The organism is Tepidiphilus thermophilus (genome assembly GCF_001418245.1).
GTDB classification, from domain to species: Bacteria; Pseudomonadota; Gammaproteobacteria; order Burkholderiales; family Rhodocyclaceae; genus Tepidiphilus; species Tepidiphilus succinatimandens.
In genome coordinates, this window is sequence record NZ_LIPU01000004.1 from 16864 (window position 1) to 32022 (window position 15159).

Genomic DNA, 15159 nt, shown 5'->3' on the forward strand with positions numbered 1-15159 from the left:
TGACACCACCCATTCTTCGGAAGGAGCGACCATGGAAGAGAAGATCCCGCCGCGCGTCAGCCTGCGCCAGATCGAAGGGTTCCAGTTCGAAGTGCGTTTCGGCGAAGGCATGTCGCCGCTGCTCACCGACGAGCCGCCGCCACTAGGAAAGGGTACGGGTCCCGCACCCACCCACCTGCTCCTTGCCGCCGTGGGCAACTGCATGGCCTCGAGCCTCTATTTCGCCCTGACGAAGTTCAAGAACGATCCGCAGGGCGTACGCGCCGAGGCGAGCGCCGAGATGGGGCGCAACGAGGCCGGCCGCTTGCGCGTGCGTCGCATCCACGTGCGCCTGGAAATCGGGGCGCCCGCCGCCGCCCTGCAGCATCTGGACCGCATCCTGCGGCAATTCGAGGAATTCTGCGTCGTCGGCCAGAGCGTGGCCGCCGGCATCCCGCTGGTGCTGAGCGTATTCGACGGCGAAGGCAAGCAGCTGAAATGAATCCGGCGCTCCCCTGCGCAGCGGGCAGCCGCCCCCCCTCGCCCTGCCCGCCCGCCGCCCGATGACGCTCATCCAGTGGCTCGACTACGCGGGCGTAGCGGTGTTCGCCCTCTCTGGGGGGATCACCGCGGCGCGCAAACGGCTCGACCCAGTGGGGTTTGCCCTCATCGGCACGGTGACCGGCATCGGCGGCGGCACGCTGCGCGACCTGCTGCTCGATCGCCCCGTCTACTGGATCACGCAGTGGGAATATCTCGTCATCACTCTGCTCGCCGCCTGGGCGGTGTTCGTCTGGGGGCGATTCGCACCGCGTCCGGCACGCCCGGTGCGCTGGAGCCGGCTGCTGGACTGGGCCGACGCGGTGGGTCTGTCGGTCTTCGCCCTCATCGGTGCGCAAGCCGCGCTCTCGGCTGGAGCCAACGGATTCATCGCCGTGGTGATGGGCATGATGACTGCCAGCTTTGGCGGGCTGCTGCGTGACATCCTCTGCAACGAGATCCCCATGATCCTGCACCGCGAGATCTACGCTTCCGCCGCCGCGGCCGGGGCGGCGGTCTACGTCCTCGGACTGAAGGCCGGCTGGCCCCACGATCCCACGCTCGCCGCCGGCGCCGGCACGGCCCTGGCGCTGCGCGGGCTGGGCATCACGCGGGGCTGGCATCTGCCGGCCTATGAGGGCGGAGCCCATCACAAACCGTAATCCTCCCCGTCCCCCCGCAATGCCCGCTCCACCACGTCGCGCTTGAGGTGCGGCGCGAAGGCTTCGATGAAAGCGAAGACGAATCCGCGCAGGTAGGCGTCGCGCAGGACGCCGATGCGCGTCGTGTTCGATTCGATCAGATGCCCCAGGTCGCGGCAGACGAGGTCGGCGTCGGCCGCGGGGTCGAAGGCCATTTTCGCCAGGATCCCCACGCCCAACCCCATGCGCACGTAGGTCTTGATGACATCCGAGTCGATCGCCGTGAGCACCACCTCTGGCTTGAGGGCGCGCCCGAGAAAAGCCTTGTTGATGTGATCGCGCCCGGTGAAGGCACCGTCGTAGGTGATGATGGGATGGCGGGCGATCGCCTCCAGGGTGAGCGGCTCCAACGTGGCGAGCTCGTGGCCTTTGGGCACGACCAGTGCGTGCGTCCACTGGTAGCAGGGGAGCTCGACCAGCTCGGGGAAATCGCCGATGCCTTCGGTGGCGATGGCCAGATCGGCCTCGCCGGCGATCACCATCTCGCACACTTGCCGCGGGCTGCCCTGGTGCAGGGAGAAGCGCACCTTGGGAAAACGCTCGCGGAAGTTGCGGATCACCGTCGGCAGCACATAGCGCGCCTGGGTGTGGGTGGTGGCGATCGACAGCACCCCCTCGTCGGCGCGCGAGAATTCTTCCGCCACCGCGTGCAGGTGGTTCATGTCGCGCAGCATGCGCTCGCAGATCGCCACGATCTGGCGCCCCGGTTCGGTGAGCGCGGTGAAGCGCTTGCCGTGACGCACGAAGATGTCCACGCCCAGCTCCTGCTCGAGGGCACGGATCTGCTTGGAGACGCCGGGCTGCGAGGTGAAGAGCGCATCGGCCGCCTCGGACACGTTCAAATTGTGCTGCACCACTTCGACGACGTAGCGGATCTGCTGCAGGTTCATCACCGTTTCCTAATAACCGCCGGTTATCGAAGTCTAACGCAAATCGCCTGTTATGCGCCAGAGGCGGCCGCTACACTGCCGCCATCGCATAGGGGAAACTTGCATGTACCGCTACGATTCCTGGGATCAAGCCATGGTGCAGGCCCGCGTCGCCCAGTATCGCGACCAGCTGCGCCGTTTCCTTGCCGGTGAGCTCGGCGAGGACGAATTTCGCCCGCTGCGCCTGCAAAACGGCCTCTACGTCCAGCGCCACGCGCCCATGCTGCGCGTGGCCATTCCCTATGGACTGCTGGAGGCGCGGCAGCTACGGATGCTGGCCAACATCGCCCGCCGCTACGACCGCGGCTACGGTCACTTCACCACCCGGCAGAACATCCAGTTCAACTGGATCCGGCTGGAGGACACGGCCGACATCCTCGAGCGTCTGGCCGAAGTGGGGCTGCACGCCATCCAGACTTCCGGCAACTGCATCCGCAACCTCACCACCGATCCGTTTGCCGGCGCGGCCCCGGATGAGCGCGTCGATCCGCGCCCCTGGTGCGAACTGATCCGCCAATGGTCGAGTTTCCACCCCGAGTTCGCCTTCCTGCCGCGCAAGTTCAAGATCGCCGTGCATGGAGCCGAGGAAGACCGCGTGCTCGTCCGGGCCCACGACATCGGCCTCGAACTCTTGCCGGGCGAAGATCCCCTCCTGCCGCGGGTGCGCGTCTTCGTGGGCGGTGGGCTGGGACGCACGCCGATCCTGGGCAAACTCCTCTACGACGAGGTGCCGGCCGAGGAACTCTTCACCGTGCTGGAAGCGATCCTGCACGTCTACAACCGCCATGGGCGGCGCGACAACCTCTACAAGGCGCGCATCAAGATCCTGGTGCAGGCGATCGGCGTCGACGCCTTTCGCGCCGAGGTCGATGCCTACCGCGCCGAACTCGCGGCCCAGGGCGAGGCCCTGCGGCCCACGCGCGAGGAGATCGAACGCGTGGCAGCGCACTTCGACGATCTGCGCCGCGTGCGGGCGCGGCAAACCGAGCTGCCTGCCGTCGCCTCGCTCGGCGCGGACGAATGGCCGGCCTTCACGCGCTGGCGGCAGCGCAACGTGCACCTGCAGCGTCAGCCGGGTTACGCCCTCGTCGTGCTCACCACCAAGCGCGCAGCGAGCGCCCCGGGCGACGTTTCCGCCGATGAGATGGAGGCGATCGCCGACTGGGCCGAACGCTACGGCGACGGCGAGATCCGCGTCACGCACGAGCAGAACCTGGCGCTTGCCTGGGTGCGCGAGGAAACGCTGCCGGGACTGTGGCGCGAAGCACGCGCGCTCGGTTTCGGGCATCCGAGCTTCCGCCTCGCGCACGATCTCATCTCCTGCCCCGGCGGTGACTACTGCGCCCTCGCCAACGCCCGCTCGATTCCGGTGGCGCAGGCGCTGCTCGCCGAGTTCACCGAAGCGGAGCTGGAAGACATCGGACCGCTGTCGATCAACGTCTCGGGCTGCATGAACGCCTGCGGCCACCATCACGTGGGGCACATCGGCGTGCTCGGGGTGGATAAGAACGGCGAGGAATGGTTCCAGGTGACGATCGGCGGACGGCAGGGGAACGACACGCGGCTGGGTAAGGTGATCGGGCCGGCCTTCCGCGCCGAGGACATGCCGCGCGTGGCGCGCACCCTGGTCGAAACCTACCGCGCCCGACGCGCCCCGGGCGAGACCTTCCTCGACACGCTCGACCGTCTGGGGCCTGCGCCTTTCAAGGAGGCCGTCTATGCCGGTACCCCCGCCGCCCGTCACCCCGCGCTCCAGGAGGCCGCCGATGTGGAAGCTTGAGCTCGACGGCCGCGTCTCTGCCTACCGCGCGGTGCTGGTATCGGCCTGGGAAGCCGCGCTCGACGAAGCGGACGCCGTGCTGGCACTCCCGGCCTGGCGCGAGGCGCTCGCCGCGGGCGCATCACCCCTGCCGCGGCGGGTGTGGCTCGCTCCGGAAGAAGAACCGATCCTCACGGCGGAAGAATGCGCCCGGCTCGGGGAGATCGTGCTGCCTTTTGCCAAATTCACCGACGGACGGGCCTTCAGCCAGGCCACGCGCCTGCGTCGGCGCGGCTGGCATGGCCGGCTCACCGCTTTCGGTGCCTTCCTGCTCGACCAGCTCGATTATCTTCGCCGCTGCGGTTTCGACGGCTTCGTTCCCGACCCGGCCCGCTACGACCGTGCAACCCTGGAGCGCGACGGCACCCGTTTGCTGACCGTCTTCCCCGAACCCTATCAGGCGAGCGCCGCCGTACCCGAGCCGCTTTTCCGTCGCCGGGCGCGCGGACTTGCCGAGGAGCGAACCCCATGAGCGATCCCACCCGCCCCCGGCTCGATGCCGCCGAACTGGCGGCGCTCGACAAAAAAACCGAGGCCGCCATCGCCCTTCTCGAGCGCATCGCCCGCGAGCACGCCCCGGCGGTGCTCGCGAGCAGCCTCGGCGCCGAGGACATGGTACTCACCGACCTCATCGCCCGCCACGCCCCCTCCATCGGCCTCTTCGTGCTCGACACCGGCCGTCTGCACGAGGAGACCTATGCTCTGATCGCCCGGGTGGAAGCGCACTACGGCCTGCGTCTGCAGCTCTTCGCCCCGCAGGCCGAGGACGTGGAAGCCTTCGTCGCCCGCCATGGCATCAACGGATTCTATGATTCGCTCGAAGCGCGCCTTGCCTGCTGCGACGCGCGCAAGGTGCGCCCACTCGCCCGGGCGCTCGCCGGCAAGCGAGCCTGGATCACGGGCATGCGCCGCGAGCAATCTCCCACCCGCAGCGACCTGCCGCCGGAGCAATGGGACGAAGCGCACGGGCTGGCGAAGTTCAACCCGCTCGCCGACTGGAGCGCGCGCGACGTCTGGGCCTACCTGCGCCACCACGGCGTGCCCTTCCACCCCCTGCACGAGCGTTTCTACCCCAGCATCGGCTGCGCCCCCTGCACCCGAGCCGTGGCCGTGGGCGAAGACCCGCGCGCCGGACGCTGGTGGTGGGAACGGCCCGAACACAAGGAATGCGGCCTGCACCGCCGCCCCGTCCTCACCGGAGAGACCCGATGATCGCCCCCCGCACCCATCTCGACCGGCTCGAAGCCGAGGCCATCCACATCCTGCGTGAAGTGGCGGGGCAATGCCAGAACCCCGCCCTGCTCTTCTCCGGCGGCAAGGACTCGGTCTGCCTGCTGCGGCTCGCCGAAAAAGCCTTCCGCCCCGGCCGTTTTCCCTTTCCCCTGCTGCACATCGACACCGGTCACAACTACCCCGAGGTGATCGCCTTCCGCGACCGGCGCGCCGCCGAACTCGGCGAGCGGCTCATCGTGCGCTCGGTGGAAGATTCCATCGCCCGCGGCACGGTCCGCCTCGCTCGTCCGGACGAGTCGCGCAACCGACATCAGTCGGTGACCCTGCGCGAGGCGATCGAGGAGTTCGGTTTCGACTGCCTCATCGGCGGCGCGCGCCGCGACGAAGAAAAAGCCCGCGCCAAGGAGCGCGTCTTCAGCGTGCGCGACGAGTTCGGCCAATGGGATCCGAAGAACCAGCGTCCGGAGCTCTGGCGCCTCTACAACGCCAAGGTCCCGCCGGGCGGGCACGTGCGCGCCTTCCCCATCAGCGACTGGACGGAACTGGACGTATGGCAGTACATCGCCCGCGAGGGCTTGGAACTGCCCTCGATCTACTTCGCCCATCCCCGCCCCTGCGTGCGCCGCGGCAACCTGCTCGCACCGGTCACCGAGCTCACCCCGGCGCGCGAGGGCGAGACGGTGGAGACGCTGTGGGTGCGTTTTCGCACGGTGGGCGACATCCCCTGCACCGCGCCGGTGGAATCGCGCGCCCGCACGATCGAGGAAATCCTGCGCGAGACCGCCGCGACCACCGTCTCCGAGCGAGGGGCCACCCGGCTCGATGACCAGACGCACGAAGCGTCGATGGAACAACGCAAACGCGAGGGTTATTTCTGATGGATACCGTACTGCGCTTTCTCACCTGCGGCAGCGTCGATGACGGCAAGAGCACGCTCATCGGGCGTCTGCTCTACGACAGCCGGGCGCTGCTGGTCGACACTCTCGAGGGAATCGAACGCACCAGCCGGCGCCGCGGAGCCACCGCCCCCGACCTCTCGCTCGTCACCGACGGGCTGATCGCCGAGCGCGAACAGGGCATCACCATCGACGTCGCCTACCGCTACTTCCGCAGCGGCGCGCGCACCTTCATCATCGCCGACGCACCGGGGCACGAGCAATACACCCGCAACATGGTCACCGCCGCCTCCACCGCCCAGCTCGCCGTGCTGCTGGTCGACGTGCGCCAGGGACTCACGGCCCAGACCCGGCGCCATGCCCTGCTCGCCGACCTCGTCGGCATCCCGGCGCTGGCGATCGCGGTCAACAAAATGGACCTCGTCGGGTTCGACCCGGCCGCCTTCGAGGAGGTGGTCTACGCCTTCGAAGACTTCGCCGAGGCAAGCGGCCTGCGCGCGCGCCGCCACTACCTCCCCATGTCGGCCCTTTTGGGCGACATGGTGGTCGAGCGCGGCGAGCATCTGCCCTGGTACCTGGGCCCGACGCTGCTGGAAGTGCTCGAGCGCACCCCCGTCGAGGACGGCGCGCGCGACAAGCCCTTCCGCTTTCCCGTGCAATGGGTCTGCCGGCCGCGCGAATCCACCGACCCCTTGCTGCACGACTACCGCGGCCTGGCGGGACAGGTCGCGGCCGGCACGCTCGCCGTGGGCGAGGAGATCGCCGTGCTGCCCTCCGGGCGCCGCAGCACCGTGACCGCCATCGAAGTGGGAGGCGTACCGCGCGAGCACGCCGTCGCCGGTGATTCGGTCATGATCCGGCTCGCCGACGATCTCGACGTCGGCCGGGGCGATCTCCTCGTGCGCGCCGACGAATCCGCCCCGACGCTCGCCCGCGGCGTAGAGGCCGACCTCGTCTGGCTCGACCCGGCCCCTCTCGCCCCCCGGCGCACCTACCTGCTGCGCCACACCACGCGCGAAGTACAGGCGCGGATCGAAGCGATCGAATGGAACCTGGACGTGGCCACGCTCGAGCGCGTACCGGCGCACGAACTCGCGATGAACGACATCGCCCGGGTGCGCGTCAAACTCGCCCAACCGATCGCCGCCGATCGCTACGAGGTGCTGCGCGATACCGGCAGCTTCCTCCTCCTCGACCCCGCCACCTGGGACACGGTGGCCGCGGGGATGATCCGCGGAGCGCAGTGAAGCCTATCGCTTCGGTGCGGCACCGTGCTCCGCTTCCTCCGGTATCGGCTGGTACACTCCCCAGTCGACGCCGGACGCCCCAGGACGGGGCAGCGTTGCGCGCACCCGTTCCCGCTCGCGGTGCAGCCAGGCCCGAGCGAGCATGAGCGCCGAAACCGGGGCCGTCAGGAAGAGAAAGAGGGTGACGAGCAGCTCATGGATCGACCACTCGCCGCGCACACCGCCGAAATAGACGATCGACGCGAGCAGTACTCCGCCCACTCCCAGCGTGGTCGCCTTGGTCGGCGTGTGCAGGCGCTGCATCGTCTGCGGCAGCCGCACCAGCCCCCACGAGCCCACCAGACCGAAGAACGCCCCCACGAGCAGCAAGGCTGCGACCAGCATATCCGCCATCTCGCCCCTCCTATTCGATGATCTGCCCGCGCAGCACATAGCGGCAAAACGCCACCGTCGACACGAACCCGATCATGGCGAAAAAAAGCGCCGCCACGAACGGCACCGAGCTTCCCTGCCAGATGCCCGAGGTGACGATGAGCGCGATCACGTTCACCGTCAAGGTATCCATCGCCAGCACCCGGTCGACCAGATCCGGGCCGCGCCAAAGCCGCCAGGCACACAGCAGCACCCCCAACCCGAACGCCGCCAGCGCCACCAACGCCGCCATCTCGATCATGATTCATCCTCCCCGAACATCCGCATCAGGCGCGCTTCGTAACGCGCCTTGATCTCGGCCACCGTCGCCGCCGCATCCTCGGTGTGCAGGCAATGCACCAGCAGCGCCGAACCGTCTGCGGCCAGATCGCAGCTCACCGTGCCCGGTGTCATGGTGATCGTGCCCGCGAGCAAGGTGATCGCCTCCGGTACGCGCAATTCCAGCGGCACGACGAGCCAGCTCGAGCGCAGCGTCTCGGGCCGGCGCAGCAGCACCCAGCCGGCCACCTGCACGTTGGCCTTGGCGATGTCCCACAGCACGACGGCCGCATAGGCCAGCGCGGCGCGCCACGAGCGCACCGGCGGCGGATCCGGCCAGAAAGGGCGCAGGAGCCGCGGAATCACCACGCCCACAATCGCACCCATCAGCCAATGCGCCGCGGCGAACTCGTTTTGCAGCGCCACCCACGCCAGGATCAGTGCCAGGCTCAAGACCGGATGCGGCAGCCAGCGCCGCAGGCGCGCACGAACGCTCATCGGAACACCCCCGCCCCCGTCACCGCCTGCACGTAGGCACCCGGCTCGAGCAGGGCCTGGGCTGCCTGCGTGAAATAGGCGAGCGCCGGCTCGGCAGCGATCGCCCAGGCGAACATCGCCGCGAACAGCAGCGCGAGCACCGCCACGCCGCCCGCCGCCGGTCCGCGTGCCGCGGCCGGCGCCTCCCCTTGCGCCTTCCAGAACACCCGCGAACCCGCCCGCGACAGACCCAGCAGCAGGAGGAAAGACGTCACGAGCACGAAGGCCCAGCTCGCTGCCCCGGCGCCCCCCTCCACCGGGATGCTGCGCAGCAGCGCGATCTTGCCGACGAAGCCGGAGAGCGGCGGCAGGCCCACCGCCGCGATCGCCGCGAGGAAAAAGCCCCCGCCGAGCAGCGCCCGTCCGGCGAAATTCTGGCCGCCGACAACGGCGTCGCCTTCCTTGCGCCGTGCCGCACGCACCAGATCGGCGAGCACGAAGAGCGCGGCGCCAGCCAGGGTGGAATGCACCAGATAATAGAGCCCGGCCCCCAGGCGCGGCGCCTGCGCCCCCGCAAGCCCGACGAAGAGCACGCCGATCGAGGCGATGGAGGCAAAACCGGCGAGCACCCCCAGCGTGGGTGCGGCCAGCACCCCCAAAGCCCCGGCCAACAAGGTAAGCCAGGCGAGCGGCTCCAGCGCCGCCAGCTGCCCCAGACCCAGGCCGACGAGCGCGAAGCGCAGCAGCGCATAAGCCCCGACCTTGGAGAGCAAGGCAAAGAGCGCCGCCGCCACCCCCGGCGCGTGCCCGTAGGCCCCCGGCAGCCAGAACTGCAGCGGCACCACCGCCGCTTTCAGCAAGAAAACGACGCACAGCAGCATCCCCCCGGCCATGAGGATGCCCCGATCGGAAGCCGGCACCGTCGGCACGCGCACTGCCAAATCGGCGAAATTGAGGGTGCCGGCCGCGTTGTAGACGAGCGAGACGGCGAAGAGAAAGAGCGTCGAACCGATGAGGTTCACCACCATGTACTGCATGGCGTTCGTCAGGCGCGCCGCGCCGCCGCCATGCACCATCAGCCCGTAGGAGGCGATCAGCATCACCTCGAAGAAGACGAAGAGGTTGAAAAAGTCGCCCGTGAGAAAAGCGCCATAAATCCCCATGAGCTGGAACTGGAAGAGCGGGTGAAAATGCGGCCCGGCCCGGTCCCAGGCAGAGAGCGCCTGCAGCAGGAGCACGGCTCCCAAACCGGCAGTGAGCAGCACCAAGGCCACCGACAGGCGATCGGCCACCAGCGCGATGCCGTAGGGTACCGGCCAGTCCCCCAGCCGATAGACGAGGATTTCGCCCTCGCGCACCGCGGCGAAGAGTAGGATGGCGACTCCAATCTGGGCGGCGGCCGAAGCAAAGGCGAGCACGCGCGCCAGCACCACGTCCTGGCGCGTGAGCGCCACCATCACTGCCGCGCTCACCGCCGGAATCAGCACCGGCAAGACCGGCAGATGCGCCGTCACCGGTCCGTCTCCGTCGCGCGCGTCACCGGCGGCACGTCGATGCGCTCCTCGCCCGCCTCGAAGCGCGCCCGGATCGCCAGCACCACCAGGAGCGCCGTCATCCCGAAGGAAATGACGATGGCCGTGAGCACCAGCGCCTGCGGCAGCGGATCGGCGAAGCGCGTCACGCCTTCCTCCCAGATCGGCGGCGCGCCCAAGCTCAGCCGTCCCGCGACGAAGACGAAGAGGTTGGTGGCGTAGGAGAGCAGCGACAGACCCAGCACCACGAGAAAAACCTGCCTCAGACAGCACAGATACAGCCCGGCGGCGGTCAGCGCCCCGATGAGCACGGCGAACAAGCCTTCCATCTCACGATTCCTCCCTCGACGACTCCGGCGACACGTCCGGATCCATGGGCGTGCGGTTCGGCGCAAACCCCGCCAGCCGCCCCAGGCGCGCCAGCTGCGCCAAGGCCAGCGTCACCGCTCCGAACACCGTCAGCAGCACCCCCAGATCGAACCCCATGGCGCTCGCCAGCGCCACCGGCCCGATGCCCGGAAGATGCACTTCTCCATGGGCACTGCGCAAAAAGGACGCGCCCAAGCCCATCGCCGCCATGCCGGTGATGCCGGCCACGAGCAAGCCCGCACCGATCCACAGATGGGCATCGACGCGCAGGCGCTGCATCGTCCAGCATAGGCCGCTCGCCATGTACTGGATCAGGAAGGCGAGCGCCACGAGCAGCGCGGCAATGAACCCGCCGCCCGGGGCATTGTGCCCACGCAAGAACACATAGACCCCGGCCGTGAGCAGGAAAGGCAACATCACCCGCGCCGTCACGGCGAAAGGCAGCGGATGGCGCGTGGGCGAGAGGGCGAAGGGGAAATGCCAGGCGCGAAGCCCCTCGCGCGCCGGCCCCTCCTGCATCCCCTGCAGCAGGGCATAGATCACCAGTCCGGCGATGCCAAGCACCGTGATCTCGCCGTAGGTGTCGTAGCCGCGGAAATCAACCAGGATCACATTGACCACGTTGCGCCCTCCGCCTTCTGGTACCGAACGGCTCCAGAAATACTCGGCCAGGGTGGGGGCCTCATTGCGCATCATCACCCAGGCGAGCAGCCCCACCGCCAGGCCGACGAGTATCGCCACCACCGCCGCACCTCGCGGTGCCGACGCCCGGGGTGCATCCTGCTGTGGCAGGAAGAACAGCGTAAGCAAGAGCAGCACGGTGGTTACCGCCTCCACCGCGATCTGAGTAAGCGCCAGATCCGGCGCGGACGCATGGAGGAAAGCGAGCGAAACGACCAGCCCCACCACTCCGATGAGCAGCACCGCCCGCAGTCGCTCATGATGCCAGCGCAGCACGGCGGCGGTGGCCACGAGCGCAAGGCCGGCGAAGATCCAGGCCAGTCCGTTGGCGGGCGTGGGCGGGCGCTGCGGCTGCCAGCCCTCCCCTGTACCCCAACCCAGCGCGAGCGCAAGGAGGCTCACCAGGGCGAGCAGCAGCACGTAGCGCCCCAGTACCCCCAAGTGCAGGCGAGCGACGAGGCAGTGCGCCCCCCGCACCAACCCTTCCTGCGCGGCGAAGAACGCCCTTCGTCCATCGAGCGGCAAAGCCCAGGCAAGCACCCGGCAAGACAGCGCTTGGTAGCGCCACACCAGCGCCGCACCACAAACGAAGGCCGCGGCCGACACCACGAGCGGCGCGCCGAACCCATGCCACGGCGCGAGCTCCGGCCACTCACGGCCGCTCCCCGCGGCGGCCGCGCTCGCCGCAACGAGCAAGGGCTCGGCCAGACCGGGCCACAGCCCCAACGCCACCACCGCCACGACCAGGACCAAGGGTGGCCCCCACAGCAGCGCCGGAGGATCGTGCGGACGTCGTCCTTCCGGAAGGCGCAACGGCCCGAAGAAGAGCGCCGAAAAATACCGGAACGCGTAGGCCGCGGAGAAGATCGTCGCCAAGACGACGATTCCCCACAGCAGCCAGCCGTCCCCCCAGCGTGTCGCCAGCACCTCGGAGAGCATCGTCTCCTTGGAGACGAACCCGTTCAACGGCGGCACCCCGGCCATCGACAGTGCCGCCAGCGTTCCCATGCCTGCCGTCCCCGGCATGACTTTGGCCAGGCCCCCGAGGCGGCGCAGGTCGCGCGAACCCGTCTCGTGATCGACGATGCCCGCGTTCATGAAGAGCGCCGCCTTGAAGGTGGCGTGCATCAGCACGTGCAGCAGAGCGGCGAACACCGCCGCAGGCGAGCCCAAGCCAAGGAGCATGGTCACCAAACCCAGATGACTCACGGTGGAATAGGCCAGCAGCGCCTTCAGATCGTCCTTGAAGAGCGCGATCGCTGCTCCCAGGAGCATGGTCGCTGCCCCGACCCCCGTCACCCATGCGCCCCACGCGTCGGTTTGGCCGAACACCGGCCACAGGCGCGCGAGCAGATACAGCCCCGCCTTCACCATGGTGGCCGAATGCAGGTAGGCCGAAACCGGAGTGGGCGCAGCCATCGCGTGCGGCAACCAAAAATGGAAGGGGAACTGCGCGCTCTTGGTAAAGGCGCCCAGCAGGATCAAGGCAAGCACCACCGGCGCCACAGGCGCGGCGAGGATCAGCTCGCGCCGCGCCGCGAGCTCCGAGATGCGGTAGGTGCCAGCGATCTCCCCGAGCAGGATCAGGCCGGCGAGCAGCGCGAGCCCCCCGGCACCGGTGATCGCCAGCGCGAGCCTCGCCCCGCGCCGTCCATCGGCCTGATGGTGCCAGAAGCCGATGAGGAGAAAAGAAGAAAGGCTGGTGAGCTCCCAGAAGACGGGTAAGAGCAAGAGATTGTCGGCGAGCACCACCCCCAGCATCGCCCCCTGGAACAGGAGGAGATAAGCGTAGAACGTGCCGAGAGGTTCGTTGCCGGCGAGATAAGCGCGGCTATAGATGAAGATCAGGATACCGATCGCCAGGATCAGGGAGGCGAAGAAAAACCCCAGACCATCGAGGCGCAGCGCCCATTCCAAACCCAGGGAAGGTACCCAGGGCACGACCTCTTCCACCACCGCGCCGGAGAATACCGTCGGCGCGCTCCCCCACAGCAGCGCGAGCGCCACCAGGCTCGGTGCTAGGGCGGCGAGCAGCGCCGGCGTACGCCCCGCCCGGGTGAAGAGCGGCGGCAGGATCGCCCCCAGCAGCGGCAAAGCGACGATTGCACTTACCCCCATCGCCCCTCCTCATTTCACGATGCGAAAAATCGCGCTATACTTTCGCCTCGAAACAAGCGATCGACCCGATGATACCGCACCCTTCTGCAGCCCCCGACCCGGCTCCGGTCGAAGCCAAGAGTTCGATCCAGGTGATCGACCGGCTCGTCACCCTGCTCGACGTGCTCGCCCGCCATCCCGATCCGCTGCCGCTCAAGGCGCTCGCGGGCGAGGCCGGTTTGCACCCCTCCACGGCGCACCGCATCCTCGCCGCCATGACGGCGGCCGGTTTCGTCGAGCGGCTCGAAGGAGGAACCTACCGCCTGGGCATTCGGCTGCTCGAACTCGGCGCGCTCGTCAAGGCGCGCCTGTCGCTGCGCGACGTCGCCCATCCCTGGCTGCAGCGGCTGCATCGCGCCACCGGCGAGAGCGTCAATCTGGGCATCCGCGACGGCGATCACATCGTCTACATCGAGCGCACGAGCGGCGGGCGCTCGGCGGTACGCGTGGTGCACATCGTCGGCTCCCGTGCGCCGCTACACACCACCGCCACCGGCAAGCTCTTCCTCGCCGAAGAGCCGCAGGCGGAGGTCGAGCGCTACATCGCCCGCACGGGCCTCCCCCCAATGACGCCGCGTTCGATCACCGATCCGGCGCGGCTGCACGAAGAATTGGCGCGGGTTCGCCGGGAAGGCATCGCCTACGATCTCGACGAACAGGAGGTGGGGGTGCGCTGTATCGCCGCCGGCATTCGCGACGAAGACGGCGCGCTGGTGGCGGGGCTATCGCTCTCCACACCGGCCGAGCGCTACGACCCGGCGCTGGCCGGACCGGTGAAGCGAACGGCGGATGCGATCTCGCGGGCGCTCGGCCATGCCCCCACGGGCCGGGCCGAGACGCCGGCGCACGAAGTCTTCGCTCCCTGAGCGCCCGCCGCGAAGCACTCGCCCCCGCTCGGGATAGTAGCGTGGCACGCGGACGCCAGGAGCGGGCGACGCCACGACCGGACCGGACGCCAGCCCGATTCCCTGGCGCTACCCCTAGATCAACCGCGGTGCGCCGCCAGCCGCGGTTTGCCGCCGCGCGCCTCGGTGACGCTGCCGCCCGTCTCCAACCAGCGGCGCAGGCGCTGCGCGTCGGCCACCCGCGTGAGCTTACCTTGGCTGTTCATCAGCACCATGATCACCGGTCGGCCGGAGACCTCGCTGATCATCACCAGACATCGCCCCGCCTCGCTGGTATAGCCGGTCTTCTGCAGCGTGATGTGCCAGTCGTCGCGTTTCACCAGCCGGTTGGTGGTGCCGAACTGCACCAGCCGCCGGCCGACCTGCACGGCGGCCTGTTCCCGGGTGGAAAAGTCGCGGATCAAGGGGTACTCGCTCGCGGCGCGCACCATTTTCACCAGATCCTGCATGGAGGCGACGTTGCCTGGGTTGAGCCCTGCCGGGTCGACGAAACGGGAATTGCGCATTCCCAGCATGCGGGCCTTGACGTTCATCGCCTGCAAAAAGGCCGGCCGCCCGCCGGGATAATGGCGCGACAGGGCCATGGCCGCCCGGTTTTCGGAAGCCATGAGCGCCAGAAGGAGCGCCTCGCGCCGGGTGAGGCGGGTGCCGACCGGCAGGCGCGAACGCGTCCCCTTGAGGGTATCGATGTCCTCCTGGCCGACGGTGATCGTCTCGTCGAGCGGCAGGTGGCTCTCGAGCACCACCATGGCCGTCATCAGCTTGGTGATGGAAGCGATCGGCATGGGTTCGGCCGGATCACCGCGCAGGGCAATGCGCTCGAGCGAGCGCGCATCCGCCACGAGGAAAGACTCGGATTTGAGCGGCGGCTCCCCCGCCTGGGCCCACGACACCATCACCAGGAGGATCGCGAAAATCCCCCTCTGAACGAGTCGACGCAGCATGGCAGCCTCCCGACGCAAATCGCGCACCCGATGATCCGCCAAATATAACAGTTCGTGACG

At 68.7% G+C, this 15159-nt stretch carries 16 protein-coding genes; 8 read left to right on the forward strand and 8 right to left on the reverse strand.

Features of this window, described 5'->3' with window-relative positions:
- Positions 1-31: 31 nt before the first annotated feature.
- Together ASC37_RS04405 and ASC37_RS04410 are read left to right on the forward strand one after the other, a co-directional pair.
- Positions 32-481, forward strand: coding sequence for an OsmC family protein (locus ASC37_RS04405; RefSeq protein ID WP_055423219.1), 450 nt, complete (start codon positions 32-34; stop codon positions 479-481).
- Between the two features lie 61 nt (positions 482-542).
- Entirely contained in the window at positions 543-1181 is a 639-nt protein-coding gene (locus tag ASC37_RS04410; RefSeq protein WP_055423220.1) for a trimeric intracellular cation channel family protein, read from the forward strand.
- On the opposite strand, the gene ASC37_RS04415 is transcribed toward ASC37_RS04410, so the two are convergent.
- The gene (locus ASC37_RS04415; RefSeq protein ID WP_055423221.1) at positions 1169-2110 is read right to left on the reverse strand and encodes a CysB family HTH-type transcriptional regulator; all 942 of its coding nucleotides are present in this window, start codon (positions 2108-2110) and stop codon (positions 1169-1171) included. The genes ASC37_RS04410 and ASC37_RS04415 overlap by 13 nt on opposite strands.
- A gap of 103 nt (positions 2111-2213) precedes the next feature.
- Here ASC37_RS04415 and ASC37_RS04420 point away from each other — a divergent pair, with 103 nt between their 5' ends.
- From ASC37_RS04420 to ASC37_RS04440, 5 genes are read left to right on the forward strand one after another with little or no spacing between them, the layout of a single operon-like run.
- Positions 2214-3929, forward strand: coding sequence for a nitrite/sulfite reductase (locus ASC37_RS04420; RefSeq protein WP_055423222.1), 1716 nt, complete (start codon positions 2214-2216; stop codon positions 3927-3929).
- Positions 3916-4440, forward strand: coding sequence for a DUF934 domain-containing protein (locus ASC37_RS04425; RefSeq protein WP_055423223.1), 525 nt, complete (start codon positions 3916-3918; stop codon positions 4438-4440). Before ASC37_RS04420 ends, ASC37_RS04425 begins: the two co-directional genes overlap by 14 nt.
- On the forward strand, positions 4437-5180 hold the full coding sequence (locus ASC37_RS04430) for a phosphoadenylyl-sulfate reductase (protein WP_055423224.1): 744 nt from the start codon (positions 4437-4439) through the stop codon (positions 5178-5180). Before ASC37_RS04425 ends, ASC37_RS04430 begins: the two co-directional genes overlap by 4 nt.
- Positions 5177-6079: a sulfate adenylyltransferase subunit CysD gene (gene cysD, locus ASC37_RS04435; RefSeq protein ID WP_055423225.1), complete on the forward strand. Its 903-nt coding sequence runs from the start codon at positions 5177-5179 to the stop codon at positions 6077-6079. Before ASC37_RS04430 ends, cysD begins: the two co-directional genes overlap by 4 nt.
- Positions 6079-7344 (forward strand): sulfate adenylyltransferase subunit 1, encoded by a 1266-nt coding sequence (locus ASC37_RS04440; RefSeq protein WP_055423226.1) that lies wholly within the window; start codon positions 6079-6081, stop codon positions 7342-7344. The genes cysD and ASC37_RS04440 overlap by 1 nt, the downstream gene beginning before the upstream one ends.
- A 3-nt stretch (positions 7345-7347) precedes the next feature.
- On the opposite strand, the gene ASC37_RS04445 is transcribed toward ASC37_RS04440, so the two are convergent.
- The 6 genes from ASC37_RS04445 to mbhE are packed head-to-tail and all read right to left on the reverse strand — an operon-like array spanning position 7348 to position 13211.
- Positions 7348-7737 carry a Na+/H+ antiporter subunit G gene (locus ASC37_RS04445; protein ID WP_055423227.1) on the reverse strand — a complete coding sequence of 130 codons (390 nt, stop codon included), beginning with the start codon at positions 7735-7737 and terminating at the stop codon, positions 7348-7350.
- Positions 7738-7747: 10 nt separating this feature from the next.
- On the reverse strand, positions 7748-8017 hold the full coding sequence (locus ASC37_RS04450; RefSeq protein WP_055423228.1) for a K+/H+ antiporter subunit F: 270 nt from the start codon (positions 8015-8017) through the stop codon (positions 7748-7750).
- On the reverse strand, positions 8014-8532 hold the full coding sequence (locus ASC37_RS04455) for a Na+/H+ antiporter subunit E (RefSeq protein ID WP_055423229.1): 519 nt from the start codon (positions 8530-8532) through the stop codon (positions 8014-8016). Before ASC37_RS04455 ends, ASC37_RS04450 begins: the two co-directional genes overlap by 4 nt.
- Complete coding sequence (locus ASC37_RS04460) at positions 8529-10025, reverse strand: monovalent cation/H+ antiporter subunit D (protein ID WP_055423230.1); 1497 nt, start codon at positions 10023-10025, stop codon at positions 8529-8531. The genes ASC37_RS04455 and ASC37_RS04460 overlap by 4 nt, the downstream gene beginning before the upstream one ends.
- Complete coding sequence (locus ASC37_RS04465) at positions 10022-10372, reverse strand: Na+/H+ antiporter subunit C (protein WP_055423231.1); 351 nt, start codon at positions 10370-10372, stop codon at positions 10022-10024. The genes ASC37_RS04460 and ASC37_RS04465 overlap by 4 nt, the downstream gene beginning before the upstream one ends.
- Position 10373: 1 nt before the next feature.
- A complete protein-coding gene (mbhE, locus tag ASC37_RS04470) occupies positions 10374-13211 on the reverse strand; it encodes a hydrogen gas-evolving membrane-bound hydrogenase subunit E (RefSeq protein WP_055423232.1) in 2838 nt (945 codons plus the stop codon).
- A gap of 68 nt (positions 13212-13279) precedes the next feature.
- Between mbhE and ASC37_RS04475 the strand changes: the two genes are divergently transcribed.
- A complete protein-coding gene (locus tag ASC37_RS04475; RefSeq protein ID WP_055423233.1) occupies positions 13280-14116 on the forward strand; it encodes an IclR family transcriptional regulator in 837 nt (278 codons plus the stop codon).
- 119 nt (positions 14117-14235) lie between these two features.
- Here the strand turns inward: ASC37_RS04475 and pbpG are convergent, their stop codons facing one another.
- Entirely contained in the window at positions 14236-15099 is an 864-nt protein-coding gene (gene pbpG / locus ASC37_RS04480) for a D-alanyl-D-alanine endopeptidase (protein ID WP_055423234.1), read from the reverse strand.
- Positions 15100-15159: the final 60 nt, after the last annotated feature.

What these genes read in the sequence shown, in the direction of transcription:
- ASC37_RS04420 (WP_055423222.1), top strand. Translation starts at nt 2,214, where the DNA reads ATGTACCGCTACGATTCCTGGGATCAAGCCATGGTGCAGGCCCGCGTC.
- cysD (WP_055423225.1), top strand. Translation starts at nt 5,177, where the DNA reads ATGATCGCCCCCCGCACCCATCTCGACCGGCTCGAAGCCGAGGCCATC.
- ASC37_RS04415 (WP_055423221.1), bottom strand. Translation starts at nt 2,110, where the DNA reads ATGAACCTGCAGCAGATCCGCTACGTCGTCGAAGTGGTGCAGCACAAT.
- ASC37_RS04425 (WP_055423223.1), top strand. Translation starts at nt 3,916, where the DNA reads ATGTGGAAGCTTGAGCTCGACGGCCGCGTCTCTGCCTACCGCGCGGTG.
- ASC37_RS04405 (WP_055423219.1), top strand. Translation starts at nt 32, where the DNA reads ATGGAAGAGAAGATCCCGCCGCGCGTCAGCCTGCGCCAGATCGAAGGG.
- ASC37_RS04465 (WP_055423231.1), bottom strand. Translation starts at nt 10,372, where the DNA reads ATGGAAGGCTTGTTCGCCGTGCTCATCGGGGCGCTGACCGCCGCCGGG.
- ASC37_RS04440 (WP_055423226.1), top strand. Translation starts at nt 6,079, where the DNA reads ATGGATACCGTACTGCGCTTTCTCACCTGCGGCAGCGTCGATGACGGC.
- ASC37_RS04475 (WP_055423233.1), top strand. Translation starts at nt 13,280, where the DNA reads ATGATACCGCACCCTTCTGCAGCCCCCGACCCGGCTCCGGTCGAAGCC.
- ASC37_RS04445 (WP_055423227.1), bottom strand. Translation starts at nt 7,737, where the DNA reads ATGGCGGATATGCTGGTCGCAGCCTTGCTGCTCGTGGGGGCGTTCTTC.
- ASC37_RS04455 (WP_055423229.1), bottom strand. Translation starts at nt 8,532, where the DNA reads ATGAGCGTTCGTGCGCGCCTGCGGCGCTGGCTGCCGCATCCGGTCTTG.
- ASC37_RS04430 (WP_055423224.1), top strand. Translation starts at nt 4,437, where the DNA reads ATGAGCGATCCCACCCGCCCCCGGCTCGATGCCGCCGAACTGGCGGCG.
- ASC37_RS04450 (WP_055423228.1), bottom strand. Translation starts at nt 8,017, where the DNA reads ATGATCGAGATGGCGGCGTTGGTGGCGCTGGCGGCGTTCGGGTTGGGG.
- mbhE (WP_055423232.1), bottom strand. Translation starts at nt 13,211, where the DNA reads ATGGGGGTAAGTGCAATCGTCGCTTTGCCGCTGCTGGGGGCGATCCTG.
- pbpG (WP_055423234.1), bottom strand. Translation starts at nt 15,099, where the DNA reads ATGCTGCGTCGACTCGTTCAGAGGGGGATTTTCGCGATCCTCCTGGTG.
- ASC37_RS04410 (WP_055423220.1), top strand. Translation starts at nt 543, where the DNA reads ATGACGCTCATCCAGTGGCTCGACTACGCGGGCGTAGCGGTGTTCGCC.